This window comes from Acinetobacter sp. AR2-3, assembly GCF_001878775.1.
GTDB classification, from domain to species: Bacteria; Pseudomonadota; Gammaproteobacteria; order Pseudomonadales; family Moraxellaceae; genus Acinetobacter; species Acinetobacter lwoffii_D.
Genome location: NZ_MJIQ01000037.1, coordinates 15,304 through 36,705, shown reverse-complemented (window position 1 = coordinate 36,705; position 21,402 = coordinate 15,304). Strand labels below are relative to the sequence as shown.

24 protein-coding genes, 2 tRNA genes and 1 other RNA gene are annotated in these 21,402 nt (G+C 43.1%); 15 read left to right on the top strand and 12 right to left on the bottom strand.

Annotated features, from left to right (window positions below; genetic code table 11):
- Positions 1–194 precede the first annotated feature (194 nt).
- Entirely contained in the window at positions 195–1,160 is a 966-nt protein-coding gene (locus tag BFN00_RS05770) for an outer membrane protein assembly factor BamD (protein WP_071850741.1), read from the bottom strand.
- Positions 1,161–1,231: 71 nt separating this feature from the next.
- Between BFN00_RS05770 and rluD the strand changes: the two genes are divergently transcribed.
- The 3 genes from rluD to BFN00_RS05755 are packed head-to-tail and all read left to right on the top strand — an operon-like array spanning position 1,232 to position 3,663.
- Complete coding sequence (gene rluD / locus BFN00_RS05765; protein WP_071850740.1) at positions 1,232–2,284, top strand: 23S rRNA pseudouridine(1911/1915/1917) synthase RluD; 1,053 nt, start codon at positions 1,232–1,234, stop codon at positions 2,282–2,284.
- Positions 2,285–2,321: 37 nt separating this feature from the next.
- Positions 2,322–3,062: a peptidoglycan editing factor PgeF gene (gene pgeF / locus BFN00_RS05760; RefSeq protein WP_071850739.1), complete on the top strand. Its 741-nt coding sequence runs from the start codon at positions 2,322–2,324 to the stop codon at positions 3,060–3,062.
- A 40-nt stretch (positions 3,063–3,102) separates the two neighbouring features.
- Positions 3,103–3,663, top strand: coding sequence for a flavodoxin family protein (locus BFN00_RS05755; protein WP_071850738.1), 561 nt, complete (start codon positions 3,103–3,105; stop codon positions 3,661–3,663).
- Between the two features lie 54 nt (positions 3,664–3,717).
- Here the strand turns inward: BFN00_RS05755 and smpB are convergent, their stop codons facing one another.
- The gene (gene smpB, locus BFN00_RS05750) at positions 3,718–4,197 is read right to left on the bottom strand and encodes an SsrA-binding protein SmpB (protein ID WP_004280586.1); all 480 of its coding nucleotides are present in this window, start codon (positions 4,195–4,197) and stop codon (positions 3,718–3,720) included.
- Positions 4,198–4,336: 139 nt separating this feature from the next.
- Here smpB and coaD point away from each other — a divergent pair, with 139 nt between their 5' ends.
- The 4 genes from coaD to BFN00_RS05730 all read left to right on the top strand — a co-directional run bounded on the left by coaD (position 4,337) and on the right by BFN00_RS05730 (position 5,646).
- Positions 4,337–4,828 carry a pantetheine-phosphate adenylyltransferase gene (coaD, locus tag BFN00_RS05745; RefSeq protein ID WP_004280585.1) on the top strand — a complete coding sequence of 164 codons (492 nt, stop codon included), beginning with the start codon at positions 4,337–4,339 and terminating at the stop codon, positions 4,826–4,828.
- Between the two features lies 1 nt (position 4,829).
- Positions 4,830–5,093, top strand: a complete 264-nt coding sequence (locus BFN00_RS05740; protein ID WP_004280584.1) for a YfhL family 4Fe-4S dicluster ferredoxin — start codon at positions 4,830–4,832, stop codon at positions 5,091–5,093.
- 26 nt (positions 5,094–5,119) lie between these two features.
- An RNA gene (gene rnpB, locus BFN00_RS05735) (RNase P RNA component class A) lies at positions 5,120–5,497 on the top strand.
- Between the two features lie 72 nt (positions 5,498–5,569).
- Positions 5,570–5,646, top strand: a tRNA-Met gene (locus BFN00_RS05730).
- Positions 5,647–5,699: 53 nt separating this feature from the next.
- Here BFN00_RS05730 and BFN00_RS05725 read toward each other — a convergent pair.
- The 3 genes from BFN00_RS05725 to BFN00_RS05715 all read right to left on the bottom strand — a co-directional run bounded on the left by BFN00_RS05725 (position 5,700) and on the right by BFN00_RS05715 (position 7,568).
- The gene (locus tag BFN00_RS05725; RefSeq protein WP_071850737.1) at positions 5,700–6,398 is read right to left on the bottom strand and encodes a hypothetical protein; all 699 of its coding nucleotides are present in this window, start codon (positions 6,396–6,398) and stop codon (positions 5,700–5,702) included.
- Between the two features lie 38 nt (positions 6,399–6,436).
- On the bottom strand, positions 6,437–7,057 hold the full coding sequence (locus tag BFN00_RS05720) for a CatB-related O-acetyltransferase (RefSeq protein ID WP_071850736.1): 621 nt from the start codon (positions 7,055–7,057) through the stop codon (positions 6,437–6,439).
- 106 nt (positions 7,058–7,163) lie between these two features.
- Complete coding sequence (locus BFN00_RS05715) at positions 7,164–7,568, bottom strand: RidA family protein (RefSeq protein WP_071850735.1); 405 nt, start codon at positions 7,566–7,568, stop codon at positions 7,164–7,166.
- A gap of 137 nt (positions 7,569–7,705) precedes the next feature.
- Here BFN00_RS05715 and BFN00_RS05710 point away from each other — a divergent pair, with 137 nt between their 5' ends.
- A complete protein-coding gene (locus BFN00_RS05710; protein WP_071850734.1) occupies positions 7,706–8,299 on the top strand; it encodes a TetR/AcrR family transcriptional regulator in 594 nt (197 codons plus the stop codon).
- Positions 8,300–8,371: 72 nt separating this feature from the next.
- On the opposite strand, the gene greA is transcribed toward BFN00_RS05710, so the two are convergent.
- The 3 genes from greA to carA form a co-directional block, all read right to left on the bottom strand.
- Positions 8,372–8,848, bottom strand: a complete 477-nt coding sequence (greA, locus tag BFN00_RS05705; RefSeq protein ID WP_071850733.1) for a transcription elongation factor GreA — start codon at positions 8,846–8,848, stop codon at positions 8,372–8,374.
- A 91-nt stretch (positions 8,849–8,939) separates the two neighbouring features.
- Positions 8,940–12,170 (bottom strand): carbamoyl-phosphate synthase large subunit, encoded by a 3,231-nt coding sequence (carB, locus tag BFN00_RS05700; RefSeq protein ID WP_071850732.1) that lies wholly within the window; start codon positions 12,168–12,170, stop codon positions 8,940–8,942.
- A gap of 13 nt (positions 12,171–12,183) precedes the next feature.
- Positions 12,184–13,323, bottom strand: a complete 1,140-nt coding sequence (gene carA / locus BFN00_RS05695) for a glutamine-hydrolyzing carbamoyl-phosphate synthase small subunit (protein WP_004280574.1) — start codon at positions 13,321–13,323, stop codon at positions 12,184–12,186.
- Positions 13,324–13,631: 308 nt separating this feature from the next.
- Here carA and BFN00_RS05690 point away from each other — a divergent pair, with 308 nt between their 5' ends.
- Both BFN00_RS05690 and BFN00_RS05685 read left to right on the top strand, forming a co-directional pair.
- Entirely contained in the window at positions 13,632–14,120 is a 489-nt protein-coding gene (locus BFN00_RS05690) for a hypothetical protein (protein WP_071850731.1), read from the top strand.
- A 101-nt stretch (positions 14,121–14,221) separates the two neighbouring features.
- Positions 14,222–14,443, top strand: coding sequence for a hypothetical protein (locus tag BFN00_RS05685; protein ID WP_004280572.1), 222 nt, complete (start codon positions 14,222–14,224; stop codon positions 14,441–14,443).
- 148 nt (positions 14,444–14,591) lie between these two features.
- Here the strand turns inward: BFN00_RS05685 and BFN00_RS05680 are convergent, their stop codons facing one another.
- Both BFN00_RS05680 and yhbY read right to left on the bottom strand, forming a co-directional pair.
- Complete coding sequence (locus tag BFN00_RS05680) at positions 14,592–15,131, bottom strand: DOMON-like domain-containing protein (protein ID WP_004645758.1); 540 nt, start codon at positions 15,129–15,131, stop codon at positions 14,592–14,594.
- A gap of 11 nt (positions 15,132–15,142) precedes the next feature.
- Positions 15,143–15,466 (bottom strand): ribosome assembly RNA-binding protein YhbY, encoded by a 324-nt coding sequence (yhbY, locus tag BFN00_RS05675; RefSeq protein ID WP_004645757.1) that lies wholly within the window; start codon positions 15,464–15,466, stop codon positions 15,143–15,145.
- A 195-nt stretch (positions 15,467–15,661) separates the two neighbouring features.
- Between yhbY and rlmE the strand changes: the two genes are divergently transcribed.
- From rlmE to BFN00_RS05650, 5 genes are all read left to right on the top strand, one after another.
- Positions 15,662–16,312, top strand: a complete 651-nt coding sequence (rlmE, locus tag BFN00_RS05670) for a 23S rRNA (uridine(2552)-2'-O)-methyltransferase RlmE (protein ID WP_004645756.1) — start codon at positions 15,662–15,664, stop codon at positions 16,310–16,312.
- A 132-nt stretch (positions 16,313–16,444) separates the two neighbouring features.
- A complete protein-coding gene (ftsH, locus tag BFN00_RS05665) occupies positions 16,445–18,334 on the top strand; it encodes an ATP-dependent zinc metalloprotease FtsH (protein WP_004280565.1) in 1,890 nt (629 codons plus the stop codon).
- A 106-nt stretch (positions 18,335–18,440) separates the two neighbouring features.
- Complete coding sequence (locus BFN00_RS05660) at positions 18,441–19,055, top strand: GNAT family N-acetyltransferase (RefSeq protein ID WP_071850730.1); 615 nt, start codon at positions 18,441–18,443, stop codon at positions 19,053–19,055.
- 78 nt (positions 19,056–19,133) lie between these two features.
- Positions 19,134–19,985, top strand: coding sequence for a dihydropteroate synthase (folP, locus tag BFN00_RS05655; RefSeq protein WP_071850729.1), 852 nt, complete (start codon positions 19,134–19,136; stop codon positions 19,983–19,985).
- Positions 19,986–20,093: 108 nt separating this feature from the next.
- Positions 20,094–20,408, top strand: coding sequence for a DUF5713 family protein (locus BFN00_RS05650; RefSeq protein WP_071850728.1), 315 nt, complete (start codon positions 20,094–20,096; stop codon positions 20,406–20,408).
- A gap of 30 nt (positions 20,409–20,438) precedes the next feature.
- Here the strand turns inward: BFN00_RS05650 and BFN00_RS05645 are convergent, their stop codons facing one another.
- A complete protein-coding gene (locus BFN00_RS05645) occupies positions 20,439–21,125 on the bottom strand; it encodes a hypothetical protein (RefSeq protein WP_071850727.1) in 687 nt (228 codons plus the stop codon).
- A 91-nt stretch (positions 21,126–21,216) separates the two neighbouring features.
- Positions 21,217–21,302 (bottom strand) — tRNA-Leu (locus BFN00_RS05640).
- Positions 21,303–21,402 lie beyond the last annotated feature (100 nt).

Genomic DNA, 21,402 nt, shown 5'->3' with positions numbered 1-21,402 from the left:
GGTCTAAATCACTGAAAAAATGAAAATAGTCTGGCTGAACATTGAATATTTCAAGTTCCTTTGTATACCTTTTGCACGTTTTGTTCAAGCCTTGGCCAGACAACGCAAAAGGGCAAGTATAATACCTTGCCCTTGAGGAAAATGCACCTGTAAAGCGCTGTCTTATTTGCTGATACTGCCGGACTTATTTAGCTTTATTCAGCCGTTTTAGGACGATCCAGCAAACCAAATGAAATGCGATTGGTGATGCTGCGCTTTTCAGTTTCTGGCGTATCCGATTGTGCATCGGTGTCGGTTACAGTTTTGGCTTCTTTACCAAAAATACCCAGTGTCGCGCGGTTAAAGAAACTGCTTTCGCTCCGCGCTGCACGCAGATTCACCGTACCATCTGATTTCACCAGATTCGGATAATTCAGCTTTAAAACATCCACATATTGCTGAGAAGTCGCTTTATCACCTAGCTGATCATAGCCATAAGCAACTGTTGCGAGTGCTTCCGGAATCTGCGCAGTTTGAGGATAATGCTCAATCACCCACAAGCCACGTTCAACTGCTGCCAGATACGCCTTACGCTTGATGTTAAAACGTGCTGCATTCATTTCATGCTCAGCCAGTTCCTGACCGATAAACTGCATACGCTGTGCGGCATCGACTGCATAGGTACTCGACGGATAGCGGCGAATGAAATCAACAAAATTCTGGTAAGCTACTTTCAGGTAGCTGACATCACGATGCGATTGTTTCAGTGAGGTATAACGCAGCAGGCCGTTATAGTTCTGTTCCATATTGGCGACACCGCGTACATAGTAAGCATAATCGACATTTGGATGTTGCGGGTTCAGACGGATAAAACGCTCTGCCAGTGCAACCGCACCTTCATAATCTTTTTGCTGGAATTTTACATACAACAGTTCAAGCTGCGCCTGAGGGGCATACTGACTGGTCGGGAAATAAGTTTCCAGCGCTTCTAACTGTTTTGCTGCATCGGTATATTGATTACGATCTAGCGCTTTCTGTGCTTTTTGAATATAAACCTGTTCGCTAGATTCCGGACCTTTATCCACGACTTCTTTTTTTGGATTACTGCTACAGCCTACCATTGCCGATGCAATGCCTAATGTCACAGCAAGCATTGTCATTTTATAATGTGGTAGCGACATAAAAATTCCTCTGTTAATACGGGCAATGAGCTACAATTGCACTATTAAACCACTTTTGTCTGAATGAGCAAATGAGTCAAGCACAATCTTCCAATTCTAATATCCCTGATACTGATTTCAATTTACTTGAAGATTCTGAGGATGCAGATAACCATACTTCAGAAGCAACTGCAACACGTTTATCGTTGCAATTTCAACTGGATGAAACTTATATCGGGCAACGGATCGACCAGATTGCCGCAATGGTCTGGAGCGATTTTTCTCGAGAAAAATTAAAGCAATGGATTAAAGATGGCAATTTATTGGTGAATGGTCAACCGGTTAAGCCGAAATTTAAAAGTGATGGTTTTGAAACCCTGACTTTAAATGTTGAGCTTGAAGCGCAAACGCGCAGTCTGCCGGAAGATATTCCACTGGACATCATCTATGAAGATGATGACATTATGGTCATCAACAAACCAGTCGGTATGGTGGTACATCCGGGCGCTGGCAATAGTTCTGGCACCTTGGTCAATGCTTTATTGCATCACTATCCGAAATCAGCTGAACTGGCGCGTGCAGGTCTGGTACATCGTATCGATAAAGACACCAGCGGTCTGTTAGTCGTCGCCAAAAATCTGGAAGCACAATTTGCCTTAAGCAAACAGCTTGAGAAAAAATCAGTATATCGCCTGTATGACTTGGTGGTTTACGGCAATATTATTGCTGGCGGTACCATTGATGAACCAATCAAACGCCATCCGGTGGATCGTGTGAAAATGACCATACTTCCAGGTGGTAAAGACGCGGTGACGCATTACAATGTCAAAGAGCGTTTCCAGCATTTTACCCGTGTTCAAGCCCGTCTGGAAACTGGACGTACCCATCAGATCCGTGTGCATTTTAGCTATATCGGCTTTGGCTTGGTGGGCGATCAGGTGTATATGCCACGTGTCCGTATGCCTGCAGGTGCATCGCAATTATTAGATGATACTTTACGTGGCTTTAAACGCCAGGCCTTACATGCAGCGAAACTTGGTCTGACCCATCCGCGTACCAAAGAAGAAATGACCTTTGAAGCGCCGTGGCCGGAAGACTTTGCCAATCTGGTTGAAGTACTGCGTACCGAAAACAAAGCCTATTAATCTTTTTATTTAGCTCGCGTCAAAGCAAGGAATCGAGATGCAATTTGTACCAGGACTTCCACAAGGTGTGTATGTCGGCCAGACTCGCGTTCACCATGCGAAAGTACAGCCATCCGCACAGCCTGAGCTTGCAGGTTTTAATCTGGCCTTGCATGTGCAGGATGATGCGCAACGGGTACAACAGCATCGCATGGCTTTATTGCAGGATTTCGCTGCCTTTGGCGTAGATAAGATTACCTGGATGACCCAGACACATAGCACCATTTGCCATACTATTAATGAGCAGATGCCATTTACCGCACTGGTCGGAGATGGTCTGGTGACTCAGCGTAAGGCGCATGCCTTAATGATGATGACGGCAGACTGCTTGCCTGTGGTACTGGGGAATGCGGATGGCACGGAAGTTGCCAATTTGCATGCTGGCTGGCGTGGTCTGGCGGGTGGGATTGTCGAAAATACCATTGCCGCTATGCAAACTCCACCGACCTGGGCCTGGCTCGGGGCAGCAATCAGTCAGCCATGTTTCGAGATTGGCGCTGAAGTAAAAGCGGCTTTTTGTAGTAAATATCCTGAACTGGACAGTGCATTTCAGGCCGGTGAACAGGCAGGTAAATATTATGCCGACCTGTATGCGATTGCGCGTTATATCTTGCAGCAAGACGGGGTAAATACTGTTCTAGGTGGAGATCAGTGTTCTTATCGCCAGCCAGAGGAATATTTCTCTTATCGCCGCGAAGCTAAAACAGGGCGTATGGCGACATTCGTGTTTATGACATGAAAATGTTAAACTTAACTGAATTTTTTGGCTTTTGAGCGTTATGTCCCTATCTTCCAAATCTGTTGCGATTGTTTATCACAGTCCTTATGGACACACGGCTAAAGTGGCAAATTTTATTGCCGATGGTGCGCTAGAAACTGGTGTTCAGGTGCATATGATGAATGTCGAACATATAGACTGGGATGTGCTGGACGCCGCCGATGCAATTATCTTTGGTTGTCCGACCTATATGGGTAGCCTGACCTCTGCCATGAAGCTGTTTATGGAGCAATCCTCTAAACGCTGGCTGGCACGTAGCTGGCAGGGTAAACTGGCCGCAGCCTTTACCAATGGTGGCGGACTCAGTGGCGACAAACTGGCAGTCTTGCAGCAAATCAACCTGTTTGCCATGCAGCACGGTATGTTGTGGAGTGGATTGCCATTAATGCCGACAGGACGTGCCGTCACGGATCTGAATCGGATGTCGAGCTTCTTGGGGCTTATGACCCAGTCAGATAACGCGCCGGTTGAAGTCACTCCACCTGAGGGCGATTTAAAAACCGCGTTCTGGTTTGGGGAATATATTGCCCTGACTCTGGCAAGACTGGGCGGTAAAGCTTAAAGTTATAAAAAAACCTCCGAATGCGGAGGTTTTTTATATTGAATTTTTAATCCATTATTTATGGAAAATTCGTGCTTTATCACGTTGCCAGTCACGGTCTTTTTCGGTGGCACGTTTGTCATGGAGCTGCTTACCTTTCACCAAGGCAATTTCCAGCTTGGCATGTGGACCTTTCCAGTAACACGCCAGTGGTACGCAGGAATAACCTTTCTGGTTAATTGCACCCATCAACTTTTCAATTTCACGGCGATTCAGCAATAGCTTGCGGGTACGGGTTGCTTCAGGCACTACATGGGTCGAGGCGCTTAACAAAGGTTGAACCTGAGCACCAAACAAGAACGCTTCACCATTTTTAAAGGTAATATAACTTTCTACGATAGTCATACGCCCAGCGCGCATTGATTTGACTTCCCAGCCTTTTAATGAAAGCCCCGCTTCAAATTTCTCTTCAATAAAATAATCGTGGCGGGCACGTTTATTCAGTGCAATGGTACCGCCATTATTTTTTTTTACTACAATAGATGCTTTCGCCATAATCTGATACTTCCAAACGTGCTGCTATTGTACCGCAACTAGAAATAAGGTGAAGTTTTTTAAATTAATGAGGATTATTCACCAAAAAAACAAGTTTTTGCTAAAATAAGATTCTACATAACAAACAGAGTACAAATGGATGTCTAAAACTCGTGTGATTTATCCGGGGACTTTTGATCCAATTACCAATGGACATATTGATTTGGTAACCCGCGCAGCGCGAATGTTTGATGAAGTCGTGGTAGCCATTGCTATCGGTCATCATAAAAATCCGGTATTTAGTCTGGAAGAGCGTGTCGCATTGGCGAAAGAGTCATTGAGTCATTTGGACAATGTTGAATTTGTAGGTTTTGATGGTTTGCTCGTCAATTTTTTCCGTGAGCAAAAGGCGACTGCTGTATTGCGTGGTTTGCGTGCAGTGTCTGATTTTGAGTACGAATTTCAGCTGGCAAATATGAACCGTCAGCTGGACTCCCACTTTGAAGCGGTATTTTTAACTCCTTCAGAACAATATTCTTTTATTTCATCCACTTTGGTGCGTGAAATTGCTCGATTAAGAGGTGATGTAACCAAGTTTGTACCACCAAACGTGGTTGCTGCCTTCGAGCGTAAACTTCAACAAGGTTGGTAGCGTGTCTTTATATATCACCGATGAATGTATTAACTGTGATGTCTGTGAACCTGTATGCCCGAATGAGGCCATCTATATGGGTGAACTCATTTATGAGATTCATCCAGATTTATGTACAGAGTGCGTCGGACATCATGATCAACCGCAGTGCCAGTTGTTCTGTCCGGTGGATTGTATTCCACTGGATCCGAATCATGTCGAAACGCAGGAACAGCTGCAAGCCAAGTATGAAAAACTGACTGCTCAAAAAACATCAAGCAATTAGTCTCGATATTTGATACTATGCCGCTCGAAGTGAGCCAGACGATCGCTGCTGTGGAAATCTCCGTGATTGAAGCAGGGGAGGAAAGTCCGGGCTTCATAGGGCAAGGTGCCAGGTAACGCCTGGGCGGTGCAAACCGACGGCAAGTGCAGCAGAGAGAAGACCGCCTTCATTATGTTTTCGAGCAATCGGAATCGGAGGTAAGGGTGAAAGGGTGCGGTAAGAGCGCACCGCATGGCTGGTAACAGTTCATGGCGAGGTAAACCCCACCGGAAGCAAGACCAAATAGGAATCCATTAGGCATGGCCCATGCTGGATTCGGGTAGGTCGCTTGAGCGCATGAGTGATTGTGCGCCTAGAGGAATGATCGTTCACGACAGAACCCGGCTTATCGGCTCACTTCAACAAATTTTGATCAAACAGCACAATATGGGGTTGACGTGATTTACAGAAAATCCCATAATGCGCGCACAGTTTAAGGCTATGTAGCTCAGTTGGTTAGAGCACCGCACTCATAATGCGGGGGTCACAAGTTCAAGTCTCGTCATAGCCACCATATTCTAAAAAAACCCACTCCGATTGAGTGGGTTTTTTTATGTTTTCTAAAAATTATGAAAATAAATCTGATCTTAGTAGATTTTCAATATTATCCATATCTGTTTTTAATTTATCTGAAATAGGTTGAATATCGGCTGTAAATTTTTTAGTTATTTCATTTTGTGCTGATTCGTCAAAAAATAAGTTAGAAATATTGCTGACATACTGATTAGTCATTTTGAAAATTTGTTCATAACTTATGGTTATTTCTTTTAATTTTATCCGAATCTCTTCAGGGGCAAAAAATTTCAAACGATTACATTCATTTTGTAGGGTATTAAGTTCATCAAACAAATTTGCAAAAAAGCTTTGAAGATTTTGATGATATTCGCCAGTTGCTTTAGCCATTGCATCTGTATCATTTATTTCTGAAGCTGTAACAAAGTCAATCAAAAAGTTATGCATATAAAGGTTTATTGATTTTTGTGAATCAATTTGAGCTTTTGATTGAAATTTATCTAAATTGTTAAAAAACTCCCCATAAACTTCTTGTTTTATACCGAAATTTTTCTTTTTCCTTTCAAGTTCTAATCCGAAATTATGTTTTAAGCCTTCTAATTCTTTATCTTTTTCAGCTTTGTAGTCAATTAGAGCTTTATCATTTTTATGTTTTTGGTAAAAAGAGAAGATCAACCATAAGATATTCGTAAGAGTGAATAATACGGTAAAGAAAATAGGATTTTCACTTACAAAACTCAGAATACTTTGCATGCTTAATCTTTTGAAATTTTAATGATTTAATGATAGTTTTAATTGCTTAAAAATTCTACTAGATAACTAATATCATCCGTCTGCAACTGCTCACGCATTTTTAGAAACTGCTTTTCATCAATGTCGTACATTTTGAGGGAAAGCAATTTTTTAATATCTTCCTGTGGAAAGCGGTATTTAATAATTTTTGCAGGAACACCACCGACAACCGCATACGGTGGTACATCTTTGGTTACGACAGCACCTGTGGCAACCACAGCACCTTCACCTAGTGTCACCCCTTGCATAATCATGGCACGAGAACCAATCCAGCAACCATCACCAATCATGGTATCACCCGTAGGCACAAAACTGCGTGTATCGAATGGAAACGCTGAAATCCAGTCGGTACGGTGCAGCTGGTTTCCACCCATCATGATCACGCATTCAGCGCCGAAACAGACGAAATTGCCAATATAAAGCTGATCAATCGGTTTGTCTGGGGTAGATGGCTTATCATGTAAATAACGCACTACACAACGCTCAAAACCCTGATCCCAGTAGGCTGAGTAGTAAGAATAGTTCCCCTTGATATGAATATTCGGATTCTTCACCGTTTTTGAGATGAACTCAAATTCACACCAGTGATTTACAGGAGAATTAATTAACTTTTCAGACATAAGGGAGATACAAAAAATAGTGAATAAGAAATTATACCTAATCGGCGTTTAAACTTGCTGAATAATATCTACAAGACGCTCAAGCGACTGTGAATAACGCAAATGATTAGACTGGTGTCGATGCTGTAGGAATACGGGCAATGACTTTAATCTCAAAATCAAAACCTGCCAGCCAGGTCACGCCCACAGCTGTCCAATTAGGATAAGGCTTTTGTGTAAACACCTGATTTTTCACCTTCATGATGCTTTCGAACTGCCGTTCCGGATCAGTATGAAAGGTGGTGACATCGACAATATCATCGAAGCTACAACCAGCTGCTGCCAATGTCGCAGCTAAATTTTCAAAAGCCCGTTCTACCTGTTTCTCGAAATCTGGTTCAGGGGAACCATCCTCACGGCTACCGACCTGACCCGATACAAAAAGTAAGTCTTCCGATTTGATTGCAGCAGAATAACCATGCTGTTCATACAGGGCATGGCGGTCTTGGGGAAATATTGCGGTTCTAGTCATGTCTATTCTCATTCAATATCTAATTTATCAGTGAGTGAAAGCAGCTTAACCTTCATATACGCCTCGTATGTAAACATAATTGACATACGTACCGTATGTCAATTAAAATTTTTATAAAGATGATGTGATGAAAATAAATGTCTGTTCGTGAATTAAAAATGGCCGAAACCCGTAAAAAACTGATTCAAGTAGCACGCCGTGCATTTGGGGAATATGGCTATGCTGGCACTTCAATGGATAAGCTCACGGCAGAAGCAGGGCTGACTCGTGGTGCGCTGTATCATCATTTTGGTGATAAAAAAGGCTTATTTGCTGCAGTGGTCGATCAAATCGATTCGGAAATGGCTTCATCTGCGCAGCAACATCTGGAGCAGCCTGATGATCTTTGGGAAGGATTGATGCTGGAAGGGCGGACCTATATTCACAATGCCTTAAATCCGGAATTCCAGCGCATTGTGCTGCGAGACGGGCCGGCTGTGCTGGGCGATCCTGCACATTGGCCAAGTCAAAACAGATGTTTGCAGTCCACGCGTGAATGTGTTGAACAATTATTGGTAGCAGACCGAATTAAAACAGTTGATCCGGAAGCTGCTGCGGTATTTTTAAATGGTGCTGCAATGAATGCAGCACTCTGGGTGGCTTCTAGTGAACATCCTGAGCAGGTACTGCCTGAGGCTTTACATGCATTTAACTTATTTGCATCGGGGTTTTTAAAAGAAGCACAGAGTTAATCCGTTTGTAGGAAGCGGATAAAGGTAAAAAACCCCTCAATCGAGGGGCTTTAAATTAAATAGCTTTAAATTTTAAAGATATTCAACTTTCACAATTTCGTATTCAACTTCACCGTTTGGTGTATTGATTTTCACATCGTCGCCTTCGTTTTTACCTAAAAGACCACGTGCGATCGGCGAGTTTACAGAGATCTTGTTAATCTTAAAGTCTGCTTCGTCATCGCCTACAATTTTATAGGTTTTCTGCTCTTCAGTATCTAGGTTTTCAATCGTGACAGTCACACCAAAAACTACACGACCATTCTGTTCAAGTTCTTTGACATCAATCACTTGAACTGCACCCAGTTTGCCTTCGATGTCCTGAATACGGCCTTCACAGAAGCCTTGCTGTTCACGTGCTGCATGGTATTCTGCATTTTCTTTTAAGTCACCATGTTCACGCGCTTCCGCAATCGAAGCGGTGATACGTGGGCGATCCACTGTTTTCAATTGGTGTAATTCTTTCTCTAAGGCAATTTTGCCTTCAGGTGTCATAGGATAACGTTGCATGTTGTCCCTCAAAAGTCAGTTGAAAGATATAAAATCTATAAATAAAAAAAAGCCCGCCACCAAGAAGGTAGCGGGACTTCTTGGAAGCGAATTAACCTTTAGTTAGGTCTTGCAAACGATATACATCCATTGGCAATTTAATTGCTAAAGCTTGGCATACTGCATCCGCACCATTCAATGTAGTTGTGTTATACACTTTACCTTGAAGTGCTGAACGACGGATCGAGAATGAGTCTTCTTGTGCCTTTTTGCCTTCAGTCGTGTTAATCACAAGGTGGATTTCGCCGTTTTTGATACGGTCCACAATGTTAGGACGACCTTCAGTCACTTTATTGACACGTTCACATTCAAGACCAGCATCGCTAATCACTTTAAATGTACCATCAGTTGCAAGAATCTTGAAGCCTAGGTCAATCAATTGTTTTGCGATACCTGCCGCACGTGGTTTATCTGAGTCACGTACAGAGATAAATGCGTGTTTCACTTCGCCTTCAGTTGGAAGACCTGGTAAACGCTCATTTGCACCTAAAACAGCTTTATAGAACGCTTCACCAAATGTTTTACCAACGCCCATTACTTCGCCGGTCGATTTCATCTCAGGGCCAAGGATCGGGTCAACACCAGGGAATTTGTTGAATGGGAACACCGCTTCTTTGACAGAGAAGTGCTCAGGAATAATCTCTGATGTAAAGCCTTGCGACTCAAGAGATTGACCCGCCATACAGCGTGCAGCAACTTTCGCTAAAGATTCGCCGATACACTTAGAAACGAATGGCACAGTACGAGATGCACGTGGGTTCACTTCCAGGATGTAAACGTCTTCGCCTTTAACCGCAAACTGAACGTTCATTAGACCAATTACGCCAAGTTCTTTTGCCATCGCAACGGTTTGACGACGCATTTCGTCCTGAATCTCTTTAGACAGAGAGTAAGGAGGAATTGAACATGCCGAGTCACCTGAGTGAATACCCGCTTGTTCAATGTGCTGCATGATGCCGCCGATCACCACGTCTTTACCGTCAGATACGCAGTCTACGTCAACTTCGATCGCGTCATCAAGGAAGCGGTCAAGAAGTACAGGCGCTTCGTTAGATGCTTGAACCGCATCACGTAAGTAGCGTTTTAATTCTTCGTCGTTGTACACGATTTCCATCGCACGACCACCAAGCACGTAAGAAGGACGTACTACAAGCGGGTAGCCGACTTTAGATGCTTCAGCCATACCTTCTTCAGCAGATTTTACAATGCTGTTGTTTGGTTGACGAAGTTGCAGACGTTGAATCATTTGTTGGAAACGTTCACGGTCTTCTGCACGGTCAATCGCATCAGGCGATGTACCGATAATTGGTGCACCAGCTTCTTCTAAAGCACGTGCCAATTTAAGCGGAGTTTGACCACCGTACTGAACGATAATGCCTTTAGGCTTCTCGATACGCACGATTTCAAGTACATCTTCAAGCGTGATCGGTTCGAAGTACAAACGATCTGATGTATCGTAATCCGTAGAAACCGTTTCAGGGTTACAGTTCACCATAATGGTTTCGTAACCATCTTCACGCATTGCAAGCGCCGCGTGTACACAGCAGTAATCGAACTCGATACCTTGACCAATACGGTTAGGACCACCACCGATCACCATGATCTTGTCTTTCGCAGACGGATTGGCTTCACACTCTTCATCGTAAGTTGAGTACATGTAGGCTGTATCAGATTCGAATTCTGCAGCACATGTATCGACACGTTTGTAAACTGGCGTTACGCCCAGGTTCCAACGATGTTTACGGAATTGTTTTTGTGAAATGCCCATCAAGTCCGCAATGCGAAGATCTGATAAACCTTTACGTTTGAACCCACGGATGTTGTCCGCATTCAAGTCGCCAAAACCTAAAGTCTTGATTTGGTTTTCAGTTTTGATGATGTCTTCGATTTGAATCAAGAACCAGCGGTCAATGTTCGTTGCAGCGAATACTTCGTCTAGAGTAAAGCCGTGACGGAATGCATCGCCCACATACCAGATACGCTCTGGACCTGGCACTTTAAGTTCTTGCAAGATTTTGTCGCGTGCGCCTTCAGCACCCACTTCAACTTTTTCGTCAAAACCAGAAGCACCCACTTCAAGACCACGAAGGGCTTTTTGTACAGATTCCTGGAAGTTACGGCCAATCGCCATCACTTCACCGACAGATTTCATCTGAGTTGTAAGCGTTGCGTCAGCTTGTGGGAATTTCTCGAAGTTGAAACGAGGAATCTTGGTTACAACGTAGTCGATTGCAGGTTCGAACGATGCAGGCGTTGTACCGCCAGTGATGTCGTTTTTCAACTCATCAAGCGTATAACCCACAGCCAATTTCGCTGCGATTTTTGCAATTGGGAAACCAGTTGCTTTCGATGCCAGTGCAGATGAACGTGATACACGTGGGTTCATCTCGATCACCACCATACGGCCAGTATTTGGGCAAATACCGAACTGTACGTTAGAACCACCTGTTTCTACGCCAATTTCACGTAATACAGCTAAAGATGCGTTACGTAGTAACTGGAATTCTTTATCTGTCAATGTTTGCGCAGGGGCAACAGTGATTGAATCACCTGTATGCACGCCCATTGGGTCAAAGTTTTCAATGGTACATACGATGATACAGTTGTCGTTTTTGTCACGAACAACTTCCATCTCGTATTCTTTCCAGCCAATTAAAGATTCATCAATCAATAACTGTTTGGTTGGAGAAAGATCGAAACCGCGTTCACAAATTTCGATGAATTCTTCTTTGTTGTACGCGATACCGCCACCTGAACCACCCATCGTGAATGATGGACGGATAATCACTGGGAAGCCGAAACGTGCTTGAATTTCTAAAGCATGTTCCATTGACTCAGCAACGTCAGCTTTTGGACATTCAAGACCAATTTTACGCATTGCCTGGTCGAACAGTTTACGGTCTTCAGCTTTTTCAATCGCTTCTTTGGTCGCACCGATTAATTCAACATTGTATTTTTCTAAAATGCCGTGCTCATCAAGGGCAAGGGCACAGTTCAATGCCGTTTGACCACCCATGGTTGGAAGAACAGCATCTGGACGTTCTTTCTCAATGATCGCTGCAACAGTTTGCCAAGTAATTGGCTCAATGTAAGTTGCATCCGCCATGGTTGGGTCGGTCATGATGGTCGCTGGATTAGAGTTGACCAAAATAACGCGGTAACCTTCTTCACGAAGGGCTTTACATGCTTGAGCACCTGAGTAGTCAAACTCACATGCTTGACCGATGACAATCGGACCAGCACCAATAATCAAGATGCTTTTAATGTCAGTACGTTTAGCCATGATGCTTCCTTAATTACTTCTTAGATGCTTCGATAAGTTCGATGAAATGATCGAACAATGGTGCGCAGTCATGTGGACCCGGGCTTGCTTCAGGGTGACCCTGGAAGCTGAACGCAGGTTTGTCTGTACGATGAATACCTTGGTTGGTGCCATCAAACAGTGAGCGATGCGTTACACGCAACACATCAGGCAGATTGCTTTCATCGACTGCGAAGCCATGGTTCTGAGAAGTAATCATCACTGTACCATTATCTAGATTTTGTACAGGATGGTTAGCACCGTGGTGGCCGTGAGGCATTTTTAAGGTTTTAGCACCACTTGCAAGCGCAAGAATCTGGTGACCCAGACAGATACCAAATACTGGAATTTCAGTGGTTTCTACAATTGTTTTTACAGCTTCAATTGCGTAGTCACATGCAGCTGGATCGCCAGGACCGTTCGATAAGAACACGCCATCTGGATTCAGTGCAAGTACATCAGCAGCAGGAGTTTGCGCCGGCACAACAGTCAGTTTACAACCGCGGTCTGCGAGCATACGTAAGATGTTGGTTTTGACACCGTAATCGTATGCAACAACATGGAATTTAGCTTCTGGTTGAGAGAAACCTTTGCCTAATGTCCAAGAGCCCTCAGTCCATTCAAAACCTTCAGGGTCACAACATTCTTTTGCCAGGTCTAAACCGTTTAAACCACCAAATGCACGTGCTTTTTCAAGCGCTTCAGCTTCAGTGATATTTTCGCCAGCAAGGATACACCCATTTTGCGCACCTTTGTCACGTAGGATACGTGTCAGTTTACGCGTGTCGATATCCGCAATTGCCACAACATTGTGTTGTACCAAATATTCAGCTAATGATTGGGTTGAACGGAAGTTACTGTGCAGTAAAGGCAGGTCGCGAATGATCAATCCGTTCGCCCAAACCTTATGAATACGACCTGATTCAGCGTCTTCTTCATTGCAGCCTGTGTTACCGATATGTGGGTAAGTCAGTGTCACAAGTTGCTGTGCATAACTCGGGTCAGTCAAAATTTCTTGATAGCCAGTCATGGCAGTGTTGAAAACGACTTCACCAGTCGTACTACCCGATGCGCCAATCGAAGTACCTTTAAAGATAGTTCCGTCGGCAAGGGCTAAAATTGCTGGGGTGCTCAAACCAAAGCTCCTGAAATTTAGGCTGTAAAAAAGCGAGAAGACGAAAAAAAAGGAAGGCTATTTTTTAAACCTACCCTCCTATGTCTGCTCGCTTGAACTTAACACGGCATTATACGCAGAATGACCCCCAAAGTCCAACGGCTTTGCAGCGAAAGTATGAGATAAATGGCTTGCTTTTTGCATGGAAGTCTGTTTTGTAAGCAATGTGAAAAAATGTAAGCAATTAATAATTGTCAGACAAATCAAATCTTAATTTTTATCATATCTACTAATATAGCTTAGTCGATATAACAATAGGAACAAGACACATGGCTACAGCACCTAGATCTACTACATCTAAAAAAATCACTCCGAGCGTGGTGACTGAAACTGCCGAGAAGCTTGAAAAAGTAGCAGTCGAAGCTAAAGATCAGGCAATTGAAACCATCGAGGAAAGTAAGGAAAAGCTTGAAGTTGAAGCCAAACAGTTAAGCGATACTGTGCAGGAACAGTTGCGTCAATTTAAGCAGGAGGTGTTACAGCGTATTGATACTTTGAAGGAGCAGATTTTCGGTTCACAGAAAGAATTAACCGAATTAAAAAGCTTTATCAAGACAGAATTCAACGCTGTCGTCGAAGACTTATCCAATCTGGGTAAAGAACTGAAAGAAGATGTCAGTCAGATTTCGACCAAGCATAAGGAACATCTGACCGATACTTTTAAACGTTCTAAGGACAGTACCATTGAAGTACTGAAAAAAGTCAAACCCGTGGTGAAAACAGAGAGCTCAGACAAAAGTCCTGAGCTGAAAAGTTAGGCTGCGCTGAAAGGCCGCTATTTAAAAAGGAGAACAATCAATGTTCTCCTTTGTCTTTATGCAGCAAAACGGACTCACAATAACAATTAAAGGGGGTCACGATGCAACAGCATTTTGTAGGTGTACTTATTTTACTGATATTGATCATGCTACTGAATCTGGAAAGCGGATTGGGGCGCATACTTTATCTGGGTGTAATCGTATTATGTTTGGGAGTGCTGGGACTGGTGTTTGGGACCATTCTTCTGATGATCATTACTTTTGCTTTTATTCTTTATGCTGCTGTGAAATCTATTCAGGAGCAGCATCATCTACATCATTAAAATATGAACGTTGAAAACAATAAAAAATCTAAAATAATTATACAGAGGATCAATCATTGTTGAGCAATAAACAAAAACGTGAGACTTTAAGTCTCACGTTTTATTCGCCTGTTACACTTTAAATAGCTGATGCACAGCGTCAATCTATTTAAAATACATGCAACCAGTCACGTTTATTATGAAAATCTGCCTGAGGACTACTATGCTGCATGGCATAGTATTGATCACCTTGTGAGGTTTTTAAAACAGCAGATAAACCCAGGAACAAGTTTTCCCATTTCAGTTTATGTGTTGCCATAAAATCAGTCAGATCCACACTGACATTGAGACCATAATGCGTACGTTTGAGCTGGTTCAGCTCAATATCATCCGCAGCTTGCGGTGGCATCTCTTCAGGATAACGGTATTCTTCGAATTGATAAGCCTGCCAGGCTTGAGAAGGGGAAAGATTAATCTCACGATAAAAATCTTCGCCCTGAACCCCAATAAAAATTTCAAAGCAGGTCTGTTCCCACAGGAAATCCTGACGGGGATGTGCCGTCACCATGTCGGGCCACAAGATGTACTGATTGGGATCACGGATCCAGAAGCCCACATTTAAATTGCATGGGCCTTGCTGTTCGATGGCGGCAACCAGAGAGATGGCCTGAAAACGGCGATCAAATGCGCTAAGTTCGTAACTTGCCATAAGTCCTGTACTTAGTTAGACAAATGAGCGAAGCGGACAAGGTTGGACAATTTTTGGTTTTGTTTCGCAGCTTTCTTGTAAAGCAGCGCAATTTTACCAATAGTCTGAACTACTTCAGCACCAGTCGCTTCTGAAATTTCAACAATCAGTGCTGCACGCGCTTCGCGATCTTCAGCTACGATTTTCACTTTAATCAGTTCGTGATCGTTTAAAGCACGCGCCAATTCTTCGATGACATTTTCAGTCAGGCCTTTGTCACCCAGCATAACGACCGGGTTTAAAGCATGTCCGATTTGACGTAAACGCTTACGTTCCTGAATAGATAAAGACGCCATGAGAGATAACCTGAATTTTAAAACGGCTTAGTATAGCAAAAGCAAAAAACAAACGCTTTAAATTATCAGGAAATAATCATTTCCAATATCTCTTCATAACGAGCAAAACTCCTAGATTTAGATACACATGTATACTGCAAAATATGTCTTTTTCACGTACAATTAATAATTGGACGTTTTTTTATTTAGAGAGTTATGGCTACACGCATTACCAACCAAAAGTTATCTAAAAGTAGTCGTGATTGGATGAGAGAGCATTTAGACGATCCTTATGTGAAAAAGGCACAAAAGGACGGCTATCGTGCGCGTGCAGCATATAAGCTCTTAGAGATGCAAGAAAAGTACAAAATCATCAAACCCGGCATGACCGTGGTCGACTTGGGTGCAGCTCCCGGGAGTTGGTCACAAATCGCAGGTAAGTTGGTCGGCGACAAAGGTTTATTGATTGCATCTGACATTTTACCAATGGATGCATTACCCGATGTAACGTTCTTGCAAGGCGACTTTCGCGAAGAAGAAGTCTTCCAGCAATTGTTAGAAATTTTAGATGGTCGTACTGTAGACGTTGTAATTTCAGATATGGCCCCCAATACATCAGGTAATAAGGCTGTAGATCAACCGCGTCAGATTTACTTGTGTGAACTTGCACTGGATTTTGCCAATAAGGTGCTAGGCCCTAAAGGTCAATTTGTGGTAAAAGTTTTCCAAGGCTCAGGTTTTGACGAATTCCGTAAGCAAGTGGTTGATAGTTTTGATGTTCTGAAAACATCTAAACCTCTGGCATCACGTGCTCGCTCCAAGGAAGTTTTCCTGATCGGGCAGGGACGCAAGAAGGCTTTAAAATAAGTCTACTTGCCAAGTCGTTAAAAATTGTGCATTTTGTACGTTTTCAGATAATTGCAAGTTGATTTGCAGCTTAAGTATTAAGGTCACCCTGAACAGGGCATGATCAAATTAGATTGGAATGGGAATAAAGCTTTGAGCGATCTTTTTAAGAATGCCGTATTGTGGCTCGTGATACTGGGTGTGCTGGTGTTAATCTTCAGCAACGTCAGTGACCGCAATCAACCGACTACAATGAACTACTCAGAGTTTGTTGCCGCGGTCAATGCTGGCCAAATTAAACAAGTTGTGATTGACGGCGAAAGAATCCGTGGCGAAAAATCAAACGGTTCAGAGTTTGAAAGTATCCGTCCGGCAGTTCAGGATCCTGAACTGATGCCAAGCCTGATTAAAAATAATGTTGTGGTCGAAGGTGAAGCACCACAGCGTCAAGGCTTGCTCATGCAGTTGCTTATTGCAAGTTTCCCTGTACTTTTAATCATTTTGTTATTCATGTTCTTTATGCGCAACATGGGTGGCGGTGCAGGTGGTAAAAACGGCCCAATGAGTTTTGGTAAATCTAAAGCCAAAATGCTGTCTGAAGACCAGATTAAAGTCACTTTCACCGATGTTGCCGGTTGTGACGAAGCCAAGCAAGAAGTCGTTGAAATCGTAGATTTCCTGAAGGATCCAACCAAATTTAAACGTCTGGGTGCGAGTATTCCACGTGGTGTGTTAATGGTAGGTCCTCCAGGTACGGGGAAAACCCTACTTGCCAAAGCCATTGCCGGTGAAGCGAAAGTTCCATTCTTTAGTATTTCAGGTTCTGACTTCGTTGAGATGTTTGTCGGTGTCGGTGCATCCCGTGTTCGCGACATGTTTGAACAGGCGAAACGTCATGCGCCATGTATCATCTTTATTGATGAGATTGATGCAGTCGGTCGTCACCGTGGTTCAGGTACCGGTGGTGGTCACGATGAACGTGAACAGACATTGAACCAGATGCTGGTTGAAATGGATGGCTTTGAAGGTAATGAAGGCATTATCGTGATTGCTGCAACCAACCGTGCAGATGTATTGGATAAAGCACTTCTTCGTCCAGGTCGTTTTGACCGTCAAGTTGTGGTTGGCTTGCCAGACATCAAGGGTCGTGAACAAATCCTGAATGTACATTTGAAAAAATTGCCTTCAGTGACAGGTGTGGATGTTAAGGTTCTTGCACGTGGTACACCGGGCTTCTCGGGTGCGCAATTGGCAAATCTGGTGAATGAAGCTGCACTCTTTGCTGCACGCCGTAACAAGAACACCGTCGATATGCATGACTTTGAAGATGCAAAAGACAAGCTGTATATGGGTCCTGAGCGTAAATCAATGGTACTTCGTGATGAAGAGCGTCGCGCGACGGCTTATCATGAAGCAGGTCATGCGATTGTTGCTGAAAGCTTGCCAGGCACAGATCCTGTGCATAAGGTGACGATCATGCCGCGTGGCTGGGCTTTAGGTGTCACCTGGCAGTTGCCTGAATTTGACCAGACCAGCCATTATAAAGACAAAATGTTGAATGAACTTTCGATTTTGTTTGGTGGTCGTATTGCTGAAGAAGTCTTCATTAACCAGATGTCGACTGGTGCTTCAAATGACTTCGAACGTGCAACTAAAATGGCACGTGCGATGGTGACCAAATACGGTATGTCGGACAAACTCGGTGTGATGGTCTATGAAGAAGATGCGCAGCAATCTTTCATGGGCAGTATTGGTAGTCGCAGTATTTCGGAAACCACACAACTAGAAGTTGATCGTGAAATTCGTCGCATTCTGGATGAACAATATAAAATCGCACGCGATATCTTGGAAAGCAAAAAAGATATTGCCCATGCGATGGTGAAAGCCTTGATGGAATGGGAAACCATTGATCGTGATCAAATTCGTGACATCATGGAAGGTCGTGAGCCTCAGCCACCGAAAGTCTATGTTGCAGATAATCCTGTGATTGATGTAACCCCAGATGATGGTCCGTTGACTCCTCCGCCATTGCCAGCGAACTAAGCTCAATAAAAAAACCACCTTCGGGTGGTTTTTTTATGCTTGTCATTTTTGTCATATCTTTTTGAGTGTTATATTGAGCGATTAAAAATGAATAAGAAAAACAAAAATGAATATGCCTGTTCTGGAATCCAGTGTTTACCAGCTTCGTCTTGAACCGTTGAGCTGGGAACATTTTTCTGATTTAGCCATCGCATGCGCTGCAGAAAATTTAGGCGAGATTTTATATAACTCAGTGCCTTATCTGCATAACTTAAAAAAATATTTTACTCAGGCTTTTGAACAGCAAGCTCAAGGTGAAAGGATGGCTTTTGCTGTGATCGATTTAAACTCCCGCCAAGCAATTGGGACCACCAGTTATCATGATATTAAGACGGAAATTCCACGTTTTGAAATTGGTTTTACGTGGTATGCCAAGCGCTATCACAGAACCTATGTAAATCGCGTCTGTAAATATCTTTTGTTAAGACATGCTTTTGAAAATTTAAATGCTCAGGTCGTCGGCTTTCGGACTGATCATCTTAATGTCACGAGCCAGAAAGCGATTGAAGGAATAGGTGCCAAGCGAGATGGCATCATTAGGTGTCATATGCTGCGTAAAGATGGACAGACTATTCGAGATAGCTACATCTATAGTATTTTAGAAAGTGAATGGGCAGATGTGAAAACATTATTACAAATCAAGATAATGCAATATTCTAAAAAAAATTACTTCGAAATCTAGGTCCTGGCCTTATTCAGCTTTGCTTTATTTAATTATCCATAAGACAATATTGGGGTTATTGTGAATGAGTATTGAATCATGCAGCTGATGCCTTTGTTACCACATGTATGGACATTTGGTGATTTAAAATTGGACTTATCCCAGCCGCATGTAATGGGGATTCTCAATGTCACCCCGGACTCTTTTAGTGATGGTGGTCGGCATAATCAAAAAAAAGATGCGGTTGCCCGCGCACTGGAAATGATGGCTGAAGGTGCCACGGTAATTGATATTGGCGGTGAGTCGACCCGTCCAGGTGCCGCAGTGGTAGAAGTGGAAGAAGAAATTCGCCGCGTCGTGCCTGTGGTGGAAGAACTAGCTAAACATAAGGTCATTCTTTCGATTGATACGTCGCAACCTGAAGTCATACGCGCAGCGATTCGGGCCGGAGCGCATATCTGGAATGATGTTCGTGCATTAACAAAGCCGAATGCATTGCAGACTGCAGCAGAGCTGAATATTCCAGTGATCATCATGCATATGCGTGGTGAACCAACCACCATGAATAATCTGGATCAATATGAAGATGTCACTGCTGATGTGATTCGCGAGTTATCCCAACGCGTTCAGGATGCTTTGGATGAGGGAGTAAAAGCAGAAAATATCATGATCGATCCGGGTTTTGGTTTCGCTAAAAATGCCCAGCAAAATTTAAAGCTGTTGCAAGAGTTTTATAAATTTACAGAAATGGGATATCCGATTTTATCTGCTTTATCTCGTAAACGCTTTATCGGAGCAGTTCTGGATGGTGCTGAACCGCAAGCGCGTGCAGTCGGTTCGGCAACAGCACATTTATTGAGTATTCAGCAAGGTGCGTGTATGGTACGGGCACATGATGTTAAGGCTACAGCCGATGCGATTAAAATCTGGCAGGCTATGCAAACAGCTTAGAACTTCAGGGTTGAAAATTAGCATCTTGGCAATGTTGTTTGGCTTTTAAGCAACAATATGCTATATAGGCACGCTTAGATTAGATAGTCATCCTTTAGAGTGCCTGTAATGTTTGCAGATTTACTTCTCCCCATGTTCGATGATGAATATTATCCCGATATTCTGGTTGCTGAAATCAAGCAGCACATCGAACGTTTTGCCCAAAAAGTCGCTAAATCAGGTTTGTCAGATCAAGAAATTTATCAGCTTGCCAATCTGACTGTGGCTGATATTAATGTCATGAAACCTCAGTTTGAAGATCTGGATTCATCTCTGGATGATACTGCCGCTGATTATATTGCTGAAGCCATGATGATGGTGGTGCAAGAGCACGGCCTGTTCGAGATTGAAATGGAAGAGTTGATTACCAACCGTGAATGGTGATTTAAGAAAACCCTGCAGCTGCAGGGTTTTTTAATGTCTGTTGAAATAATCTTTAAAGTTATTAAAGCGAATCGAGCCTAATAATAGTTGCTCTTCATTCATACATTGCTGATAGAGATTCTGGTAATAAGCTTGCAGATTTGAGTGGCCCTGAACCTGTTGTGGTGTTTTTGATCTGGATTGTTGATAAGCCCAAAAAGCCAGTTGCCGGAGTTTCTGCAATTTGATCTGATCAATTGCGCTACAGGAACTTTTAAATAGAGGTTCCAAGATCACAGCGCCAAAAGAGGATAGCGCTAAAATGATCATGCTAATGATGACCAGCACATCCGAATGAACCAGATAAAGGTTAAGCAGCAAACATAGAAAAATTGGAATTTGCAGATAGAGACAATTTTGCAAACGCTGACTATAAGCTTTGGAGCTGAATTGCGCCTGATATTGTGCATGCCAGATATAGGGATACAGTAGTGCCAGCAGCACAATTAAGGTGACATTAAACGCAATCGTGGCATTTTTAAAAAAATAATATTCCAGAAATACTGAGCTGATACTACAGGCTATACAGACCAGAAGGGAGAGTAAATTAATCGCGATAACAAACTGGATATTTTGCAGGGCATTAAATTTGAAGCGGCTATAACGCAGCTTAAGGAAAAAAGCGTCTGGATGACGTAATTGTAATGTAGCGAGATCGAAGTGTTTTAATTCTGACATGGGGATTTCGCACTAAAAGAATAAAATGCAGGCACAAAAAAACCAGCCTAATGCTGGATTTTTTATTGCACCATTTTAATAAAGATTAAAATGGTGCCCGAGGCCAGACTCGAACTGGCACGCTTTGTGGGCGGGGGATTTTAAATCCCCTGTGTCTACCGATTTCACCACTCGGGCATGTGCGCAATAATAGAGGACGAAATAAAGCTTGGCAAGCAAATTTCTAAATGATTGCTTTCTTTTCAAGCAATTCCGTGGCTTCTATTCTAAAAACCAG

Excerpts from the sequence above, each read along its gene's own strand:
- BFN00_RS05770 (WP_071850741.1), bottom strand. The coding sequence starts at position 1,160 with ATGTCGCTACCACATTATAAAATGACAATGCTTGCTGTGACATTAGGC.
- rluD (WP_071850740.1), top strand. The coding sequence starts at position 1,232 with ATGAGTCAAGCACAATCTTCCAATTCTAATATCCCTGATACTGATTTC.
- pgeF (WP_071850739.1), top strand. The coding sequence starts at position 2,322 with ATGCAATTTGTACCAGGACTTCCACAAGGTGTGTATGTCGGCCAGACT.
- BFN00_RS05755 (WP_071850738.1), top strand. The coding sequence starts at position 3,103 with ATGTCCCTATCTTCCAAATCTGTTGCGATTGTTTATCACAGTCCTTAT.
- smpB (WP_004280586.1), bottom strand. The coding sequence starts at position 4,197 with ATGGCGAAAGCATCTATTGTAGTAAAAAAAAATAATGGCGGTACCATT.
- coaD (WP_004280585.1), top strand. The coding sequence starts at position 4,337 with ATGTCTAAAACTCGTGTGATTTATCCGGGGACTTTTGATCCAATTACC.
- BFN00_RS05725 (WP_071850737.1), bottom strand. The coding sequence starts at position 6,398 with ATGCAAAGTATTCTGAGTTTTGTAAGTGAAAATCCTATTTTCTTTACC.
- BFN00_RS05720 (WP_071850736.1), bottom strand. The coding sequence starts at position 7,057 with ATGTCTGAAAAGTTAATTAATTCTCCTGTAAATCACTGGTGTGAATTT.
- BFN00_RS05715 (WP_071850735.1), bottom strand. The coding sequence starts at position 7,568 with ATGACTAGAACCGCAATATTTCCCCAAGACCGCCATGCCCTGTATGAA.
- BFN00_RS05710 (WP_071850734.1), top strand. The coding sequence starts at position 7,706 with ATGTCTGTTCGTGAATTAAAAATGGCCGAAACCCGTAAAAAACTGATT.
- greA (WP_071850733.1), bottom strand. The coding sequence starts at position 8,848 with ATGCAACGTTATCCTATGACACCTGAAGGCAAAATTGCCTTAGAGAAA.
- carB (WP_071850732.1), bottom strand. The coding sequence starts at position 12,170 with ATGGCTAAACGTACTGACATTAAAAGCATCTTGATTATTGGTGCTGGT.
- BFN00_RS05690 (WP_071850731.1), top strand. The coding sequence starts at position 13,632 with ATGGCTACAGCACCTAGATCTACTACATCTAAAAAAATCACTCCGAGC.
- BFN00_RS05685 (WP_004280572.1), top strand. The coding sequence starts at position 14,222 with ATGCAACAGCATTTTGTAGGTGTACTTATTTTACTGATATTGATCATG.
- BFN00_RS05680 (WP_004645758.1), bottom strand. The coding sequence starts at position 15,131 with ATGGCAAGTTACGAACTTAGCGCATTTGATCGCCGTTTTCAGGCCATC.
- yhbY (WP_004645757.1), bottom strand. The coding sequence starts at position 15,466 with ATGGCGTCTTTATCTATTCAGGAACGTAAGCGTTTACGTCAAATCGGA.
- rlmE (WP_004645756.1), top strand. The coding sequence starts at position 15,662 with ATGGCTACACGCATTACCAACCAAAAGTTATCTAAAAGTAGTCGTGAT.
- BFN00_RS05660 (WP_071850730.1), top strand. The coding sequence starts at position 18,441 with ATGAATATGCCTGTTCTGGAATCCAGTGTTTACCAGCTTCGTCTTGAA.
- folP (WP_071850729.1), top strand. The coding sequence starts at position 19,134 with ATGCAGCTGATGCCTTTGTTACCACATGTATGGACATTTGGTGATTTA.
- BFN00_RS05650 (WP_071850728.1), top strand. The coding sequence starts at position 20,094 with ATGTTTGCAGATTTACTTCTCCCCATGTTCGATGATGAATATTATCCC.
- BFN00_RS05645 (WP_071850727.1), bottom strand. The coding sequence starts at position 21,125 with ATGTCAGAATTAAAACACTTCGATCTCGCTACATTACAATTACGTCAT.